Origin of the sequence: Photorhabdus hainanensis (genome assembly GCF_018448965.1) — a bacterium.
GTDB lineage: Bacteria > Pseudomonadota > Gammaproteobacteria > Enterobacterales > Enterobacteriaceae > Photorhabdus > Photorhabdus akhurstii.
Map to the genome: position 1 here is coordinate 115814 of NZ_RCWD01000006.1, position 18946 is coordinate 134759.

Annotated in this window: 16 protein-coding genes; 8 read left to right on the forward strand and 8 right to left on the reverse strand. The window is 41.8% G+C overall.

Annotation, left to right across the window (positions count from 1 at the left end):
• Positions 1-42: 42 nt before the first annotated feature.
• Both EAE92_RS05550 and EAE92_RS05555 read right to left on the reverse strand, forming a co-directional pair.
• A complete protein-coding gene (locus tag EAE92_RS05550) occupies positions 43-816 on the reverse strand; it encodes a nuclear transport factor 2 family protein (protein ID WP_214067344.1) in 774 nt (257 codons plus the stop codon).
• Between the two features lie 15 nt (positions 817-831).
• Positions 832-2262: a gamma-aminobutyraldehyde dehydrogenase gene (locus tag EAE92_RS05555; protein WP_214067345.1), complete on the reverse strand. Its 1431-nt coding sequence runs from the start codon at positions 2260-2262 to the stop codon at positions 832-834.
• Between the two features lie 364 nt (positions 2263-2626).
• Here EAE92_RS05555 and EAE92_RS05560 point away from each other — a divergent pair, with 364 nt between their 5' ends.
• Positions 2627-2809 (forward strand): hypothetical protein, encoded by a 183-nt coding sequence (locus EAE92_RS05560; protein WP_214067346.1) that lies wholly within the window; start codon positions 2627-2629, stop codon positions 2807-2809.
• Positions 2810-2935: 126 nt separating this feature from the next.
• On the opposite strand, the gene EAE92_RS05565 is transcribed toward EAE92_RS05560, so the two are convergent.
• Entirely contained in the window at positions 2936-5338 is a 2403-nt protein-coding gene (locus EAE92_RS05565) for a DMSO/selenate family reductase complex A subunit (RefSeq protein ID WP_214067347.1), read from the reverse strand.
• Between the two features lie 445 nt (positions 5339-5783).
• On the opposite strand from EAE92_RS05565, the gene EAE92_RS05570 reads away from it, so the two are divergent.
• Positions 5784-7391: an ABC transporter substrate-binding protein gene (locus EAE92_RS05570; RefSeq protein ID WP_214067348.1), complete on the forward strand. Its 1608-nt coding sequence runs from the start codon at positions 5784-5786 to the stop codon at positions 7389-7391.
• 103 nt (positions 7392-7494) lie between these two features.
• Here EAE92_RS05570 and EAE92_RS05575 read toward each other — a convergent pair whose 3' ends face one another.
• The gene (locus EAE92_RS05575) at positions 7495-8607 is read right to left on the reverse strand and encodes a class II histone deacetylase (protein WP_036805917.1); all 1113 of its coding nucleotides are present in this window, start codon (positions 8605-8607) and stop codon (positions 7495-7497) included.
• A gap of 394 nt (positions 8608-9001) precedes the next feature.
• Between EAE92_RS05575 and EAE92_RS05580 the strand changes: the two genes are divergently transcribed.
• The gene (locus EAE92_RS05580; protein ID WP_040148722.1) at positions 9002-9601 is read left to right on the forward strand and encodes a lytic polysaccharide monooxygenase; all 600 of its coding nucleotides are present in this window, start codon (positions 9002-9004) and stop codon (positions 9599-9601) included.
• Between the two features lie 229 nt (positions 9602-9830).
• On the opposite strand, the gene EAE92_RS05585 is transcribed toward EAE92_RS05580, so the two are convergent.
• Positions 9831-10283: a hypothetical protein gene (locus EAE92_RS05585; RefSeq protein WP_228999136.1), complete on the reverse strand. Its 453-nt coding sequence runs from the start codon at positions 10281-10283 to the stop codon at positions 9831-9833.
• A 659-nt stretch (positions 10284-10942) separates the two neighbouring features.
• Between EAE92_RS05585 and tus the strand changes: the two genes are divergently transcribed.
• Positions 10943-11869 carry a DNA replication terminus site-binding protein gene (gene tus / locus EAE92_RS05590; RefSeq protein WP_214067349.1) on the forward strand — a complete coding sequence of 309 codons (927 nt, stop codon included), beginning with the start codon at positions 10943-10945 and terminating at the stop codon, positions 11867-11869.
• 112 nt (positions 11870-11981) lie between these two features.
• Here the strand turns inward: tus and pemK-mt are convergent, their stop codons facing one another.
• The 3 genes from pemK-mt to fumC all read right to left on the reverse strand — a co-directional run bounded on the left by pemK-mt (position 11982) and on the right by fumC (position 14190).
• Positions 11982-12314 carry a type II toxin-antitoxin system toxin endoribonuclease PemK-mt gene (gene pemK-mt, locus EAE92_RS05595; RefSeq protein ID WP_246545025.1) on the reverse strand — a complete coding sequence of 111 codons (333 nt, stop codon included), beginning with the start codon at positions 12312-12314 and terminating at the stop codon, positions 11982-11984.
• 1 nt (position 12315) lies between these two features.
• The gene (pemI, locus tag EAE92_RS05600; protein ID WP_036805903.1) at positions 12316-12573 is read right to left on the reverse strand and encodes a type II toxin-antitoxin system antitoxin PemI; all 258 of its coding nucleotides are present in this window, start codon (positions 12571-12573) and stop codon (positions 12316-12318) included.
• Positions 12574-12795: 222 nt separating this feature from the next.
• Positions 12796-14190, reverse strand: a complete 1395-nt coding sequence (gene fumC, locus EAE92_RS05605) for a class II fumarate hydratase (RefSeq protein WP_036805900.1) — start codon at positions 14188-14190, stop codon at positions 12796-12798.
• A gap of 179 nt (positions 14191-14369) precedes the next feature.
• Between fumC and manA the strand changes: the two genes are divergently transcribed.
• The 4 genes from manA to EAE92_RS05625 all read left to right on the forward strand — a co-directional run bounded on the left by manA (position 14370) and on the right by EAE92_RS05625 (position 18762).
• Complete coding sequence (gene manA / locus EAE92_RS05610) at positions 14370-15542, forward strand: mannose-6-phosphate isomerase (RefSeq protein ID WP_214067351.1); 1173 nt, start codon at positions 14370-14372, stop codon at positions 15540-15542.
• A 139-nt stretch (positions 15543-15681) separates the two neighbouring features.
• On the forward strand, positions 15682-17229 hold the full coding sequence (locus tag EAE92_RS05615; RefSeq protein ID WP_214067352.1) for a YdgA family protein: 1548 nt from the start codon (positions 15682-15684) through the stop codon (positions 17227-17229).
• 77 nt (positions 17230-17306) lie between these two features.
• Positions 17307-18308, forward strand: a complete 1002-nt coding sequence (gene add, locus EAE92_RS05620) for an adenosine deaminase (protein ID WP_214067353.1) — start codon at positions 17307-17309, stop codon at positions 18306-18308.
• 217 nt (positions 18309-18525) lie between these two features.
• Positions 18526-18762, forward strand: a complete 237-nt coding sequence (locus EAE92_RS05625; RefSeq protein WP_040148716.1) for a hypothetical protein — start codon at positions 18526-18528, stop codon at positions 18760-18762.
• Positions 18763-18946 lie beyond the last annotated feature (184 nt).

Consider the following 18946-nt stretch of genomic DNA (forward strand, 5'->3'; position numbering starts at 1 on the left):
TTGCGGCGCGACCGCAAGCTTCGCGCCGGGTATCGATCAACGCTAAAAAATACCGTGGCGATGCAGCGCTTTCGCATCCTCCGGTACCGGGGTGATAGCATCCCAAAGTTCAGCCACTTTGCCGTCCTCAATGCGCCATAGCTCGAAGTAGCTGTGACGCGCTCCGGCGATACTCCCCTCTGAATGGGTCAGAACAAACTGCCCATCGGCTACCGTACGGTGAATTTTAGTGTAATGCAGCCCCTGCCCCTCATTTCTGAGTTGTTTAAGAAACGAGATGACTGCCGCCGTACCATCAGGGATATCGGGGCTGTGCTGGCGAAACAATTCACCATTAGTGTAGTTTCCAAACTCTTCGTAGTGACCTTCGATCAGGGTATGTGTAAAAAAGTTGACTACCAGCTCACGATTCTTCTCTCGGTCATGGCCATCGCCTGCTTCAGTCGGGCCGTCTAACTGAGTCCGACCACTGACGTTGGGTGCCGCCTGCGGCACCAGGCCGTCCCAGTGCTCTACGATTAAGCCGTCGGCAACCCGATACAGATTGAAACCGACCAACGGCCAGTCGTCTAATCCCGTAAAACGACCGTGGATGGCGACCAGATCACCATCTTGCAGTACACGATACGTTTCGTGGCGCAGTTCAGGATGTGCCCAGACCAGCTCACGCAATCCGGCAATACCATCTTTGACCAACGGCGAATGTTCGATGAAATGCGGCGCAAAATAACGCTCAAGCGCCCCTACATCACGGTCAGTAAACAGCTCGTGGTGCGCACGCGACACCAAGTCGCGCGGAGATCTATTCTGAATCATTACGGATGTCCTGTGTCAGTCGTTGGAACTCATCACATGTTTGATACGCGTATATTCATCGAAGCCATAAGCCGACAGATCTTTACCATACCCAGAGCTTTTGAAGCCGCCGTGCGGCGCTTCTGCCGTAAGCGGAATATGGGTGTTAATCCAGACGGTACCGAAATCGAGTTCACGTGATAGGCGCACCGCGCGGCCATGATCGCGGGTCCAGACACTGGATGCCAGTCCGTATTTCACGTCGTTAGCTTTCTCTATGGCATCCTGTTCATCGCGGAATTTCTGCACCGTGATAACCGGGCCGAAAATCTCAGTCTGAATTGCTTCGTCGTGCTGTTCCAGACCGGTAATTACCGTGGGTTCAAAGTAATAACCCGAGCGTTCGGCCTGACGGCCTCCTGTTTCGATACAGGCATGAGCGGGCAAACGCGCAATGAACCCTTTGACTTGCTCCAGCTGACGAGCATTATTGAGCGGCCCATACAAAGCCTCTTCATCTTCTGGATAGCCAAAGCGGGTAGCTTTAGCCGCCGCCGCCAGTTTGGCGACAAAGGTATCGTAAACAGATTCATGCACCAGCACACGCGAGGCTGCCGTACAATCTTGACCCGCATTGAAATACCCCGCGGTCGCGATGGTTTCCACCGCTTTATCCATATCTGCATCGGCGAAAACAACCACTGGCGCTTTGCCGCCTAGCTCCAAATGCGCTCTGGTGAGATTAGCCGCCGCCGAAGAGGCAACCTGCAAACCTGCGCGCACGGAACCTGTGATGGAAACCATAGCTGGCGTTTTGTGTGAAACGACCAGAGCACCCGCGCTGGCATTACCCAACACCACATTGAATGCGCCTATAGGGAAGAACGGAGCGGCCAGTTCAGCCAGCAACAGAGTACTTTCCGGCGTGGTATCGCTCGGTTTGAGTACCACAGTATTACCCGCTGCCAGCGCAGGCGCTATCTTCCATACTGCCATCATCAGCGGGTAGTTCCACGGCGTAACTTGCCCCACCACGCCTAGTGGCTCGCGCCGAATGCTGGTCGTCATATCAGGAAGATATTCAGCAGTCGCTTTGCCCTCCAGAAAACGGGCGGCGCCAGCGAAGAAACGGATATGATCCACTGACGTCGCAACTTCCTCAGAGGCAATCAGATGCTTGAGCTGCCCTGTATTGCGGCTTTGCGCTTCGATCAGGCGTTCAGCGTTTTTTTCCACCGCATCGGCTAATGCCAGCAACGCTTGCTGACGCGCTGACGGTGTACTGCGTCCCCAGATCTTGAATGCCTCTTTAGCCGATGCATAAGCTTCATCAACATCCGCTATAGTCGCGTTAGGAGAACGCGCATAGATTTCACCAGTGACCGGGCTTACCAGGTCAAAATATTCGGAACCTTTAGATTCAACATATTTACTATTAATGAAATGTCTGAGCGTTGGTACCGCCATAGTTACCTCCTGATGGATTGGATAACATAAAATATAACCTATAACTTAATATGTTCAATTGTTATGTGGATGTTAATTTTTTAACTAAAAAATAAAAATAAAAGAGTAATTAGATACATAGATATAACGTTCAACTCTCCTGTTCAGGAAAATATGCTGATCTGTGAGCAGGATCGAGGAGTTTTTTGACTGGAAGAAAAGATTTGGGGACTATTCCTTGGCAAGATTATTTACAATCGAGTCAATATCAGAGATTGCTCAATTTGCAATATTAATATTAAAAAACGAAGTTTTATTGGGGAAATGACAATTAAAAAGACAATAAAAAAATATATCTTTATTCGCGGGAATTATATTTGGAGGATTGATATTATTTCATACGGAAATTATTCCACTTGGTACACAACTGGCAACTAACCAGAATATTGTTCGTCATAATGGTTCAGAGCCTGTGTCTCTTAATGTCTATAAAGTTGAAAGTGATGTTGAATTTGATATTAGTCACGACTTCTTTAGTAGATTAATTGACGCAGGCATTCACCATTAAAGCCCATGCGTCCATGAGTAGCGAACATATAAAAACGGTCTGATTCTACACATCCTGAACAACAGGGTGAATCAATAAAAAAGCCTAATTGTCGGTTGCTTACCGGAGCATATTCTATAAATTCAATCAGGCTTTATTGACCTCGACCAGTAATGTTTGATGAGAATTTCCGTGTGCAAGGGGAGTTTTACGGGATGATGTCAGCACATTGACGCAACCGCCCCAATCAACGCCATTTTTATCCGGTTGCCACCATGCGCCGGTCGGCATTGCTACCACGCCGGGGATAATACGTTGAGTTACCTCCGCCGGGATCATAGAAACTCCGCGATCGTTAAATACCCGAACCAAATCCCCTTGTTTAATTTTACGTTTCTGCGCATCCAGCGGATTAATCCACAACTTCTGGGTTTGCACCTCTTTTAAATTTGAATATTGGGTTGAATTGGAGCGGTTTTTCCCTTTCCAGGTAATTAATTGCAGAGGGTATTTTTCAGTTAATTTATCCTCCGGCCCTTCAAATGCTGGTACATAATGTGACAACGCAGGGATTTCAGGATGTTGCATGTCATACAGACGTTTAGAAAATATCTCTATTTTTCCTGAAGGTGTGGGAAATGGATGATTTTCTGGGTCACGAATATTTTCTTCAAAAGCGACATAAGGCGGTATTTTGAAAAGATGTTTGTGTGTCCGTTGTAATTCCTCAAAAGTGGGCAAATTTTCTTTTGGCATAGCCTGACGGTTAGATTCCATAATATGGGCTATCCACGCTTTTTCGTCACGACCTTGGCTGAATTCCTGTTCAACGCCCAGTTTTGCTGCAACTTCGCGTATCCATTCATAATCAGAGCGCCGTTCAAATTCAGGTTCGATCAATTTTGATGACAGAATGAAATAACTGCCGGCGCCCCAAGGAAAGCCAATGTTCCAACGTTCCATAAAACTGGTTTCCGGCAATAAAATATCGGCATATCGGGCGCTTGGTGTTAGATAAAGATCACTGGAGACAATGAATTCAATTTTAGATTCATCTGCCAATATTTTTACTGTCTGATTGATATCAGGGTTTTGATTTGCAAGGTAATTACCGGCCAACGAGAATAATATACGAATATTGGTATTCAGCTTATCAGCGCCCACTAAACCGTCTGCCGGGGTAACTTTACTGGCATCATCGGCTGCCTGGACCCAGTTCATCACGGAGATTTTTTCTTTTACTGGGTTTTGACCCAGATCGAGTCCATAGAGGGATTTGTTACCAGCGACACCACTGAAACCTGCTGCCCATCCCCCTTTTTTACCCACATTACCGGTTATTGTGGCTAAAATTGTTGCACCACGTGCAACACGTTCACCACAGATGTGACGTTGTGGACCCCATCCTTGAATTAGGGCTGCGGGTTTAGTGTGGGCATATTCACGGGCAAGCTGACGAATGATATTCGCCGGCACTTTAGTGATTTTTTCAGCCCATTCCGCTGTTTTCACAATGCTATCTTTAGCGCCTGTCAGGTAAGCAACCAGAGATTCATTGGCGGGAACGCCATCCGGCATATTGTCTTCATCAAAACCAATCGTATAACGATTGATAAATTCTTTATCGTGCAGGTTTTCACTGACAATCACATACATCATTGCATCCATTAATGCGTTATCAGTTGTTGGCAGCAAAGGAATCCATTGGTCAGCCAACGAGGAAGCAGAATCAGAATAACGGGGATCGACAACAATAAATTTGGTGCCGTTCTTTTTCATCTTCTGGAAATAGTGGTTGGAGTGACCAAAAATAGTTTCAGCCGGATTGTGGCCCCAAAGGATCACCAAAGGGGTATCTTCCAAGGTATCCAATGTGCTACCCGAAGTTGCTACGCCATAGGTATAGGGTGTCGCTGCCGCTGTATTGCCCATACTCACGGAATGGTAGAATTGTAAATGTCCGCCGGTAATATTGAGTAAACGACGCAACATTTTATCACCTGATGATACACCGCCGATTACCGCAGTATTAACGCTAACGTAGCGGCAAGCCGGGCCATATTTTTCAGTAATACTTTTTAGCTTATCCGCAATAATGGTTGTCGCTTCATCCCAGGAAATTCGTTCAAATCTCCCCTCTCCCCGCTTGCCAACTCGTTTCATCGGATATTTTAAACGATCAGGATGATAAACAAATTTGCGATAGCCCCTGCCGCGTATGCAAGCTTGCATGATCGGCATTGCTTCATCGAGTTCATGATCAGGTCTGGTGGTGATGCGGGTGACAACACCTTCTCGGACATGAGCTCGGATATCGCATCTTCCTCCGCAATCAAACGTACTACAGGTGGGTATGACTTTTGTTTCACCCGCATCAATAATATGAATCGGTAGCAAGCCTTGGCTTGTTTTCTTTTCGGCGATTGCTTGGCGGGCAGAAACAAAAGGAATAGATATAAGCGCTGCACTTGCTTGAATAGAACGACGACGGCTGACTGTCAGGTCATCATTCTGTTCATTGGCTTCATGATTTATTTTTCTATATTTCATATTAGCCTCCACATTGCATCTTATTCGCTGGATGTTATTTAGAAAAAACGGTTTAAATGTTGATAGCGATCAAGGATTAATACAATTTAGATCACATTTTCTTGAAAAGTTTTGCTAAATATGGCTAAAAAATTGATACTGAAATGAATATTTCAAAATAATTTATATCACGAGTGAATATTTCAAGGTGTATATAAATTTATTACTTAAATTTCATGATATTGATGGAGTAGTGCTGATTATTTTATACTAATACTTAATGAGAGTTATACCTCTCGCATTCAAAATAGGGTATTCAATAGCATCATATAATCTTAACTAAACATCTGAAATAGTCATAAACATTCTGAAGTTTTTTTGCAAAATTGCATAAAAACCTTAGTTATCAAATGATTGATTTTCCTGAAATGGATACCTCAAATGAAATTTCCTTGGAGAACAAACGATGAATAAAACATTAAGGAATATATCCTTATTCACAGGCATTATATTTGGCAATCTGGCATTATCCCATGCCGCAATTATTCCAGCAGGTACATTATTGTCAGTTAATCAAGATATCACCCGCAATAATGGTTCAGAACCTGTATCTCTTGATGTTCATAAAGTTGAAAATGATGTTGAATTCAATATTATTCATGATTTTTTCAGTGGATTAGTCAGAGCGGGCAGCGATGGAAAAATCAATCCTGATTTAGCGGTTAGTTGGGAAACCAAAGATAATAAAGTGTGGTTATTTCATCTAAGAAAAGGAATAAAGTGGTCTGATGGCTCCCCTATTACTGCCCATGATGTGGTTTTTAGCTGGCGGCGTTTAGTTGATCCCAAAATTGCGTCTCCGTATGGCAGTTATCTTGGCAACATGCATGTAGTCAATGCTAAAGATATTGTTTCTGGTAAGAAGAAAATCGATGAATTAGGTGTAAAAGCCTTGGATAATTTGACTTTGGAAGTGACGCTAGAACAACCGGTATCCTATTTTTTACAGATGTTGGCGTATCCTGTCATGGTACCCATAAGCCAAAAAGCGGTTGAAAAATATGGCGAAAAATGGACTCATTCCGATGTATTTGTCAGTAGCGGGCCATTTAAGTTGGCCAAATGGGTTGTTAATGAAAAAGTGGTTGGAGTCAGGAACTCACAATATTGGGATAATGCCCATACTGTTATTAATCAAGTCACTTATCTTCCAATAGCATCAGAAACGGCAGATATAAATCGTTATCTGGCCGATGAAATTGATATCACCAAGAATATTCCATCGGTTTTATTTAAATCTTTAAAAGCCAAATTAGATAATCAGGTTCATATTACGCCAGCATTAGGTGTTTATTATTATGATTTTAATAATCAAAAAGCGCCTTTTAATGATGTCAGGGTCAGGCAGGCATTAAATCTGGCTTTAGATAAAGAGATCATAGCGAATAAAGTTTTAGGGCAAGGCCAAGAACCCGCTTATAATCATACCCCTCCCAATACCGGAGGAATGGATTTAGGGCAACCTGATTATGCATTATGGACACAGCAAGAAAGAGTTGAGAAAGCCAGGCAATTGCTAAATGAAGCGGGTTATAATAAAGATAACCCATTGAAATTTAAACTTCTTTATAATACATCAGAAGAGCATAAACGGATTGCTATTGCGGCGACGTCAATGTGGAAAAAAAGTCTGGATGTAGATATTGTTTTGCAGAACCAAGAACGAAAAGCTATGTTGGATGTTATTCGTCAAGGTAATTTTGAGATGGTGAGATATGCGCGGATTGCTGATTATGATAATCCTGCCTCGTTTTTAAATAACTTTGTTACTGATAGTTCTAATAATACATTCTTATATAGCAATCATGCTTATGATGATTTGATAAATAAAGCTAAAGCAACAAATGACCGGAAGTATTTTCAGCAAGCAGAAGATATTCTGGCAAAAGATGTACCGGCAATTCCTGTTTATTACTATATTGGCGTCAGATTAGTTAAGCCTTATATTGGCGGGTATTATATGAGTCCGTTGGGTTTTGTGTCGACAAAAGATCTTTATGTTATTAAGCATTAATATAATATTATTGTAGCATTTAAGTCGATATTACGGTTTTGAACAGATTTTAGCTTTATAGGTTTGCTCCCAAACTATGTGGAGCAAACCTACGTAACAAAGTTTAAAGACCGAATTTTTCTTTAAGTTTATCAAGCTGCTGTTGTTGAAATAGCTCAAACTCAGCTCTTGGCTGCTGCAAGCGTATAGAATCTAACATTGGATCTTTGACTTCCGTACGAATGCCGCTCATCTGTTCAAGTACAGCCAATCCACAGAATGGGACATAGGACTCCGCATACCCGCCTTCATGAACAACAACGAGTTTTCCGTCGCATAAATTATCTGCTGCCTGTTGCACTAGTTGGGTCATCTCCCGAAAACTTTCACTATGGAGCTGCATTCTTGCCAGAGGGTCCACCGCATTGGCATCATAGCCACAGGCGACAATAATCAGTTCCGGTTTAAAGCGTTCAAGCGCAGGAAGTACTATCTGTGTCATTGCATAGATATAGCTATTATGTCCGGCCCCAGCAAGTAATGGGATATTCATGTTATAACCTGTCCCCTCGCCTTCCCCGATATCATCTTCACCGCTGTATCCGTTAGGGAAACAACCATCCTGATGTAGCGAGATGGTCAAAACATCAGAACGATCCCAATAAATATGCTGAGTGCCATTACCGTGATGAACATCCCAATCAATGACCGCAACTCGTTTTAAATCAAAACATGCTTTTGCCTGTTCAATGGCCAATGGGATATTTGCTAGGAAACAAAATCCCATTGGCTTATCAGGCAAGCAGTGATGACCTGGCGGTCGAGAAAGGCTGTAAGCATTATCAAGCTCACCGCTAAGCACGGCTTTCACCGCAGCACAAGCAAGGCCAGCTGAAAGCTTAGCAATTTCATAGCTTCCCGGTCCCAGAGGGGCTTCTATACCAAGCATTCCTCCACCATTATCACTGACTTGCTTAAATCGCTTCAAATACTCTTCTGGATGGATTTTTCGTAGTGTTTGCTCATCAATAGGCGATGCCGAAGAAAGGTGCAAAGAGCGGCTCAAGCCTGATACATCTATCAAATTTTTCAACCGCCTTTTTGTTTCCGGCGATTCGGCATGTGCAGTTCCAGAAGAAGGCTGAACCCAACCACCGACAGGCAGAGTCGTTATATACATGCCGGTGGTATGCCAAAAACAATATTCATCAAAGAAAAACCCTGTATTTCGCTTCATTATCATTTCCTTCTACATTAAATTAACTCACGAATCGGTTTTCATTACCTTTATCGATAATTTCTTTATTTGAATTATCTGCATAAGAATAGACTGACGAAGATACATCACCATAACCATAAATAAGTGTTTTTGAGATAGCTGACGTTACCTGAAACGCATTAATTGACTATTGTATGAACTATGTGAAATAAATTAAGAAAATCATATCCTTTTATATTACAAAAAATAATAACAGGCATATTTCAAACAAAATTTCAATAACTTAATATAATTAGATTATTAATCAATTTATGAAATGGATAATCATATTATATTTATCTAGAATTGATAGTTAAGTCCTGGGGCTTTATTTGTCATAGATAAATTATCCTGTAAAGTGGAGGACACTATTATGTATAAACATAAAGTGAAAGTGATGACTTTAGCCACGACGATAATTACTGCTTTATTTAATGGCGCATGGGCTCATGGTTATATTGACAGCCCAGGAAGTCGTGCATTCCTTTGTTCTGCACAGGGAAATGAACAAAATACGGATTGTGGATTGGTCAAGTATGAGCCTCAATCTCTTGAAGCGAAGAAAGGATTTCCACAAGCGGGTCCAGAAGATGGCCATATCGCTAGCGCTGGCATTGGTCATTTTGGCGAATTGGATATTCAAACCGAAGATCGTTGGAAAAAAATCCCTATTACTGCCGGTGATATTGAGTTCCAGTGGGAAATTATGATTCAACACAAAACCTCAAGTTGGGAATATTTTATTACCAAACCTGATTGGGATCCCAATAAACCTTTAACCAGAGAGCAATTTAATAGCACACCTTTCTGTTTTGAGGATTATCAGGAAAAAATGCCGGGCAGCAGAGTTATTAATAAATGTACTTTACCAGATGGTTATCAAGGTTATCACATTATATTGGGTGTTTGGACAATTTCAGATACCCTCAATGCATTTTACCAAGTGATTGATACAACAATTAGCCCTGCTTGATTATAAAACAACTATTATCAGGAACAGCATCATGCTGTTCCTGTTTATCGGGTTTCTTTTTCCATCCATTGAACTAAGTTAATTTCGATGTAAACAAAGATGTTTATGAAAACAAAATTAACATTATGTTTGGTCAATAGAAATAATCGATAAAAATAGTCATTATTCGCGTACTATACCAAAAACAATACTCATCAAAGAACCCACGTTTAACTGCTGGATTTTGAGGTCAGAGCCACTCGGTGAAGCCCCATGTCCCGGTAAAGTCTTTAAATATCTTTAGCTGTATGTGGCCCTGAACTCCAACAAATGCAAGATGGTCATCCTTCCTCATACACCACTCGAATCCTCCAGACGGACGCTTAATCACAACCATATCTTCCCATTTTTGCTGGTACTGAGCTTTACAGATAAGTGTCTCGTGAGCGTCGTAGCCAAGGTAAGCCCCTTGATCACTTACAGGGGATGCCCGGCAAATAAAGCCAAGGTAGCCCCCATGCCAGACGCACTCAAATTTTTGGTGTAGTGTATTGCTCTCCCATATTGCCAATGAAACGCTCCCCGGCACTGCATGAAATATACTAGCCACCGTTACAGCAGTTGCGTAATCACCCGCTGGATACGGATGAATAATATAGGATTTTCCTGGGATAGGAATATCGTTGCCTGTGAGTATTCCCATAATCATTATTCCCGTAGTCATTCTTCGTTAGTTTATGTGGTATTCATTGTATTCACATTCATTTAGATAGATATTTTAATTATTGTGTCATTTTTAATGAAGCGTAATATTAATAATAAACATCAGCATCTTGATATATAAATATCTATAAAACATCATAATAAATGACATCGACAATCCAATCATGAATTTCTATACAAAGATATTATAACTTTTATTGTTTATTTTAATATTCAAGGAATTTGTGTGGCGTATCGCGCAAAAGTGACAGTAAAAACTCTCCTTCATAGAAAGAACGGCGCTTTTTATTTTTTGTAACCGTACTTTGGTATCTAATTCACAATATGGACTTGGGATTCAATCAGATTTAATACAGCGATGAAATTTATCCTTGTTGGTAGTATTGCGACACCTCCAGTTATGGCTAACTAATTCACTAAAACCTGTCTCTATTTCCCCAACTTCGGGCATTGTTGTGCAGCTGCTGAAATGGACATTTCCACTAAACAATCTTGTTCACTGTAACGTTCCAGGCGGTTGAACGCGCATCCGACATATGTGAATTTCATGCTTTGCTTTTGAATGCTACTGGTGAGTTTGATGTTTGCACCTTTTCTGTTTTATAATAAATGTATGTTGTAACTAATTTTGTTATTGAAATGAATAAATACTTATCAATTGAAGATTTGAATCGTTGTTTCCAACAACAAGAGAGCAAGTTAAAACAACTGTACGAACAACTACATAACTATTCCCTTTTAGCCGCTCACGTGTTCGTTTTGCCAGAAGTAGAGAAAGGAAGTGAACATGACCCTGTAACAGAAATCATTGTTAATGAAATGACTGGTAATGACGCTCTAAATCTAGGATTAAGTCATTACCAGAAGCTATTTATCTATCACAACAATCAAAATATCAGTAGTAAAGCTGCCGTTCGTCTTCCCGGTGTATTATGTTTTTCTGTAAATCAACCACAATATCGCTCTGCTTTACTTTTGATTGAAGAAATTAATAAGTTGAAAGCAGAACTTGAACATATCGTAACTGTGCAATCAGGGGTGGATAAAGAACAACGGTTTGAGTTTGTTCACAGTCAGTTACATGGTTTGATAACTTTAAACGCTTACAGAGCCATCACTCCCCTTCTCAATCCTGATTCAGTTCGTTTTGGTTGGGCAAATAAAAATATCATCAATAAAGTTACAAAAGATCAAATTCTGCAACGTTTAGAAAAGAGTTATAACTCTGGGCGTGCTGTTTCTCCCTATTCTCGTGAACAATGGGCAGCATTAGTCGCCAAAGAAATTATCGATATAAAAAAATTGCCTGATGATGTGGTGTTAAAAATCAAACGTCCCGTAAAAGTACAACCTATTGCACGAGTCTGGTATGCGGAACAACAAAAACAAGTGCAATATGCTTGTCCCCTGCCGATCATTGCATTTTATGTTAACTATGGAGATAACCAACCAAAGATAGGTAGACTTACTCACTACGATGCCAGTGCCATAGTGCATCGCTATAAACCCAAAGCCAAACCCTTGGAATTGATTATTCCAAGGCTACATTTATATCGTGAGATTTAGTGCATGTTGCTTATTTGACCAAGCATAGTCAATTGTCTATTATAATAGTGACAAAGACCGAGGAGGTGCTTATGCAAGTTTTTACACCAAGCAACATATTCACGTTATTGATTCAACTAAGAATTACGGTCAGTCGGGCCAGAACGTCATCCATGATTTTTGCAGGCACACGCTCAAGCCGCTTTCCGCCCCGTGCGCCCATGTCAATTGTGCGCGGCTGATCGCAGCGCACAACGCCGGTTGTACGTGTACCGGCACCGTCCAGTGATACTGCAAAGCCAGCGGTACGGGCAAAATTACCACCGCTGGTAACGGGTACCACTACAGGCAGGCGGGTCACGCGGTTAAGGGCCGCTGGCGTGACAATCAGCACCGGCCGCGTTCCCTGCTGCTCATGGCCTGCGGTAGGGTCGAGTGAGACAAGCCAGATTTCCCCTCTCTCCATATCAGATTGCCTCCCGGCCTGCAGCTGGCGCGTCCAGCCATTCACGATCTTCTGCACTGATTTCGGCATCCGGATCGCACTGTGCCAGCAGTTCAGCAAGCGAATATTGTGGGCGCTTGTGCGGCTCCACTATCAGCCGGCCATTATCAATGACCATGCCGACTTCATTATCTGCTCCCAGAGACAGTGCGTTCAGCAGCGCCGGCGGAACGGTCAGCATAACGGAGCCGCCGACTCTCTTCAGACGAGTGGTATGCATATTTCACCTCCATAAAAGTTATATATAAATATAACATCCAACAGGGAAATAAACCAGGCGGCAACACTAAAAAGTTAAATAAATATATAACTTTTTATCCCAGAAGCGTAGCAGACCCACTGCCAGTAGCGGTGGAAACCATAAACCTAATCCCACGTATTCCCGTTTAAATAAAAAACCGGAGCACTCGTCTCCGGTCAGTTTTTTATGGCTAAACAACAATTATTTCAAACTGCCAACCATATCTTCTGGACGAACCCACTCATCAAACTCGGCTTCTGTCAGATAACCCAGTTTCATCGCCGACTGTTTCAATGTCAGCCCTTCTTTATGGGCTTTCTTGGCAATTTCAGCGGCTTTGTCATAACCGATATGTGTATTCAACGCCGTTACCAGCATCAGAGATTCATTCAGCAATTGAGTAATGCGATCGCGATTAGGTTCAATACCAACTGCACAATGTTCATTGAAGCTACGCATACCATCAGCCAACAAGCGAACAGATTGCAAAAAGTTATTAATCACCATTGGACGGAACACGTTTAGCTCAAAGTTGCCCGATGCACCACCAATATTAATAGCAACATCATTACCCATAACCTGAGCACAAAGCATAGTCACCGCTTCACACTGAGTTGGGTTAACTTTACCTGGCATGATTGAGCTACCTGGTTCATTTTCAGGAATTGAAATTTCACCGATGCCACAGCGAGGACCGGAAGCCAGCCAACGAACATCGTTTGCAATCTTCATCATGGATGCAGCCAGACCTTTTAATGCGCCATGAGAATGAACCAGAGCATCACAAGTCGCCAGCGCTTCAAATTTATTTGGCGCAGTAACAAACGGATGGCTGGTCAGTTCAGCCAATTTCTTCGCAACACGAACAGCATATTCAGGATGAGTATTTAAACCGGTGCCAACCGCAGTTCCCCCTAGCGCCAGTTCACAAACATGGGGAATACTGTCTTCAATGTGTTTCAGGTTATGCGCTAACATTGCTACCCAGCCAGAAATTTCCTGACCAAGAGTCAGTGGCGTCGCATCTTGCAGGTGGGTACGACCAATCTTAACGATATCCTTATAAGCTTCAGCTTTATCAGCTAATGTTTTTTGTAATATTTTCAGCTCAGGGATAAGGTGTTCACGCAACGCGATAACAGCGGCAACATGCATTGCTGTTGGGAAAACGTCATTAGAACTCTGACTTTTATTTACATCATCGTTAGGATGGATAAGGCGTTCGTTACCCCTCACCCCGCCAAGGATCTCGCTACCACGGTTCGCCAACACTTCGTTCATGTTCATGTTACTTTGTGTTCCAGAACCGGTCTGCCAGATAGCAAGCGGAAATTCTGTCGGATGTTTACCTTCCAGCACCTCTTTCGCAGCAGCAATAATTGCTTCGCCACGTTCTTGCGGCAGAAGGCCCAAATCCATATTGACACTGGCCGCAGCCTGTTTGGTCAATGCCAGAGCATGAATTAATGCAACCGGCATTTTCTCCTGCGAAATGCGGAAATGCTCAAGTGAGCGCTGAGTTTGCGCTCCCCACAATTGGTCAGCAGGTACTTCGATAGGCCCCATTGAGTCTTTTTCAATGCGAGTGGCTGCCATTACTATCTCTCCTTAACACACAGAATAATCGAATATGCATAATCAGTCTTTGCAGATAAACTGATTAACATTCTGTTATCATGCCACATATTAGTTCCTGATTATGCCAACCAAGTCGTATTTATCGTATTGTGGTAGAAAGGAAATAGATTGATTTTTTTAAAAAGAGAGTAACGGCCATGTTGAAGATGATAAATCAGATCCAGCACTATTCATGGGGAAGTAAAACCGCCCTGACCGATATTTATGGTGTTGAAAATCCAGATAATCTGCCAATGGCTGAATTATGGATGGGCGCCCATCCTAAAAGCAGTTCATTTGTAACCAATCCTGAAAGCGGAAAACCCATTGCCTTAAATGAATTAATAGCCAGTGATCCGGAAAAATATCTGGGAAAAAAAGTTTCAGATAGATTTCACCGTTTGCCTTTCCTATTTAAGGTATTGTGCGCGGCTCAACCTCTCTCAATTCAGGTTCATCCTGATAAAAAATCCGCAGAAGAGGGTTTTGCCAAAGAGAATATCGCCGGTATTCCATTGAATTCACCCGAAAGAAATTACAAAGATGATAACCATAAACCCGAATTGGTTTATGCCCTTACCCCTTTCCGGGCAATGAATGGATTCCGTCCATTAAACGAAATCGCGCAATTACTGGAATTTGTTACTGCGGCCCATCCCAAGATTCCGTTCTTTATTCAAACACCAAATGAACATAATCTTGCCTGCTTATTTTCCCAATTGCTTAATATGAGCGGTAAACAAAAGCAGTTAGCTCTTGGCGTATTAAAATCAGCGCTAAATAGTCGGCTCGGTGAACCTTGGGATTCTATCAAGAAAATGACGGCGTTTTATCCCGATGACAATGGCCTGTTTATTCCACTTTTACTTAATGTCATTGAGCTTGAACCAGGTCAAGCCATGTTTTTATGCGCTCGCACGCCTCACGCTTATCTGGAAGGGGTTGCTCTTGAAGTTATGGCAAATTCAGATAACGTCCTGCGAGCGGGTTTGACCAATAAATATATGGATATTCCTGAGTTAATGGCAAACCTTGATTTCGCATCAAAACCAACAGACACCTTATTTACGCTACCGGAACAGGAAAAAACAGCGAAAAACTTCCCTGTTCCAGTAGATGATTTTGCATTTTCTATTTATTCTCTATCAAAGCAGCCAATTACGCTGGATAACAATTCAGCATCGATTGTTTTTTGTGTTGAAGGTCAAACAGTTATACAATCTGGAGAACACCAATTAAGAATTTTCCCAGGTGAGTCAGTATTTATATCTGCTGCCGAAAAGGCTGTGATTATTCAGGGTGATGGTTTTACCGCCCAGGTTTTTAATTAATAATGCCAATCTGGGCCTGAAACTTATTCACAGGCCGTTAAGCACTGCTTAAATTCCAAGTGATGCTAACGGCCGTTTTTATACTAGAGGGCACATATTACTTACTACAAAGTATGTGCTAAAAGGATGGATTTCCATTATGAAAAAATCGTTAGTGGCCGTAGGCATTATTGTTGCTTTAGGAGCAGCTTGGACTGGGGCTTCATGGTATACAGGCAAGCAGATTGAACAACGTATAGATCAATCGATTTCCCGCGCTAATGCTGAAATGAAAAAAGCTTTCCCTGAAACAGGTCTGATGTTACAGAGTAAAGATTTCCACCGTGGCGTGTTCAGTTCTGACGTTCGTCTCGTTTTAAAAGCTAAAGATGGCGTTGAAAACGCAGAAATGAAACCAGGTGAAGAGATTTCAATTAAGTCTGTGATTGATCACGGCCCTTTCCCACTGGCACAAGTGAAAAAATTAACCTTAATTCCCAGTCTGGCTTCTGTTCATTCCGAACTGGAGAATAATGGAGCTTTAAAACCACTGTTTGAAATCACTAAAGGAAAATCGCTGCTTACTTCTGATTCACGTGTCAGTTATCGTGGTTCTGTTATTTCTGATGTTGATATCATCCCTGTCGAATTTGAAAAAAATGGTGCTAAGTTCAATTTTTCCGGCGCCAAACTGACTTCCGATCTCAGTCGTGATCTGAAAGAGATATCACTGGCAATCAAGAGTGACCAGTTAGCCATCAATAAAAATGACGAAAATTTCCTTGTCAAAGGTATTGATTTAAACCTGTCCAATAAAAAAGGCAAATTTGATATCTATGTTGGCGATCAAAGCATTGAAATTCAGGAAATCAGCCTAAAAGGTATCGGCAATGAAGATATGATGCTTTCCGGTGTCAAAATAGATTCAAATATTGGTGAAGATGAAACTAATCTAAAAGGGAAAATCACTTACAGTTTAGATGGTCTCAAGATGAGAAATATTGATTTTGGTTCTGGTAAGTTTGTAATTACTGCGGATCGTCTGGATGGTGAAGCCGTTCGTCAGTTTACTCAAGCCTACAATGATGCAGCCGCCAAATCACTCTCTTCTGGCGATCTCTCTTCCGATGCGGCAGATACCGCCATTATTGACGCGGTATTGTCTAACCTGCCTATTTTGCTGAAAAACAATCCACAATTTGGTATCGAACCATTAACCTGGAAAAATGCCAAAGGTGAAAGCACCATTAATTACCACGTGAGTTTAAAGAACTTACCGAAAGATAAAAGTAGCTTGTATTCAATGAAAACAGAAGAAGCTATTCGCACTTTAATTCAGAACATGTCTCTGAATGTCACATTACCAAGACCTATGATGATTGAGTTTTCCACTCAGTCAATGATCATGAATGGCATGGATAAAGCAAAAGCTGAACAGAATGCTGAACAACAGATAAATCAGTTTGAACAATTAGGACAACTGTTTAAACTTACCACAGTTGATAAAGATGCTATCAGCATTAAGTTTAGCTATGCTGACGGTAATGTAGAAATGAACGGTAAGAAAATGCCTTTACATCAGTTCCTGTCTGAATACTATTTATCCGACGACTCTTCTGATGATGAAGCACCAGAGCAAACAATGCCAGAAGGCGACAACCACGACAGTGGAAAAGAGAAAACAGAAGGTACTCAACCTGCGCAATAAAACGCGTTCATAGACGTTTTGTTAAATTGCCAGTCAACGCATGTGACTGGCATTTTTATATAAAAAAGGACCGGAATGTGATTGACATAAAACTCCCACTGACAGATTTACACCGCCACCTTGATGGAAATATCCGGCCGGAGACTATTTTAGATCTTGCCACCCAGCATAATATTCAGCTTCCAGCAAATGATCTGGAATCACTACGCCCTCACGTACAAATTATTAACAATGAACCGAGCTTGGTAAGCTTTTTGCAAAAACTTGATTGGGGAGTGGCGGTACTGGCTGATTTGGACGCTTGTCGTCGTGTTGCTATTGAGAACGTTGAAGATGCTATCAATTCTGGGCTTGATTATGCTGAGTTACGTTTTTCCCCTTATTACATGGCGATGAATCACAAATTGCCGGTTGAAGGGGTCGTTGAGGCAATTATTGATGGTATCCATTCTGCCCGTCAAAATCACGATATCGACATTCGTCTTATCGGAATTTTAAGCAGAACTTTTGGTGAACAAGCTTGTACTCAGGAATTAGCTGCCCTGCTAACCCATCGCCAACATATTACTGCGCTGGATCTGGCGGGTGACGAGTTAGGTTTTCCCGGACATCTTTTTCAATCTCATTTTATCAAAGCCCGTGATGCTGGCTGGAACATAACTATCCATGCCGGTGAAGCCGCCGGCGCTGAAAGTATTTGGCAAGCCATTCGTGAATTAGGCGCGACTCGTATTGGTCATGGGGTAAAAGCCATTACCGATCCCGGATTAATGGATTATTTGGTTGAAAACCGTATTGGTATTGAAGCCTGTTTAACTTCAAACCTTCAAACCAGCACCGTTAGTTCTTTATTGGATCATCCACTGAAACAATTTCTGGAAAAAGGTATTCTTGCTTCCATTAATACCGATGATCCGGCCGTTGAAGGTATAGACATCCGCCATGAATATGAAGTTGCCGCACCTGCCGCAGGTTTATCTATCGCGCAAATTCGCCAAGCTCAGATAAATGGGCTGGAAACCGCTTTTATCAGTGATGCAGAAAAACAGGCATTACGCATAAAAGCAGCAAGTCGTTAAATATAAATAGCTCAGGAATGGAATCGCCCATTCCTGATTATGGTTATTACTTGAAATATAATGTACAAATATGTAGTTCGTATAGTGCTGAATATGGACGTCACCGCAATATAAACGCGGTAATAGCTACATGATAGGTTCTAGTTGATTTTAGTGGATTTTTTGGTGGTTTTGACCTTATGATTTATCTATCAAAACACGTTAGGAGTTCTGGAATATGTCCGTATTAGATGAAGCAACAGCAGTAATAATTTGGCTGTTTATGATTTACGTATTGTATTTCGGTCATTTCTGGTATATCTCTGTTCCGTTAGGCTTATTTTTTGTATTCACGACAGTTAAAACGGCTAAAACAGTAAAAATTAAAATCTTATGTGCTGGATTAGCGTTGTTTTTTTTAATTGCACCAATTACTGCATTACTAAAATATAGGGAAATTTTTTATTTGGAGTAATTTTCTGCGGTCATATTAGTGAGAAATTAATGTTATCCATGCCCCAATGGAAATGTGGCGAATGCGGTGCTAAACGTCACTTCGATATAAATACGACTATTAATATTGCTGCAATGGCTACGTAATATTTTTTCAATTGAGCTTGTACCTTTATGGGGATTTCAATCAAACCAACCTCAATTCA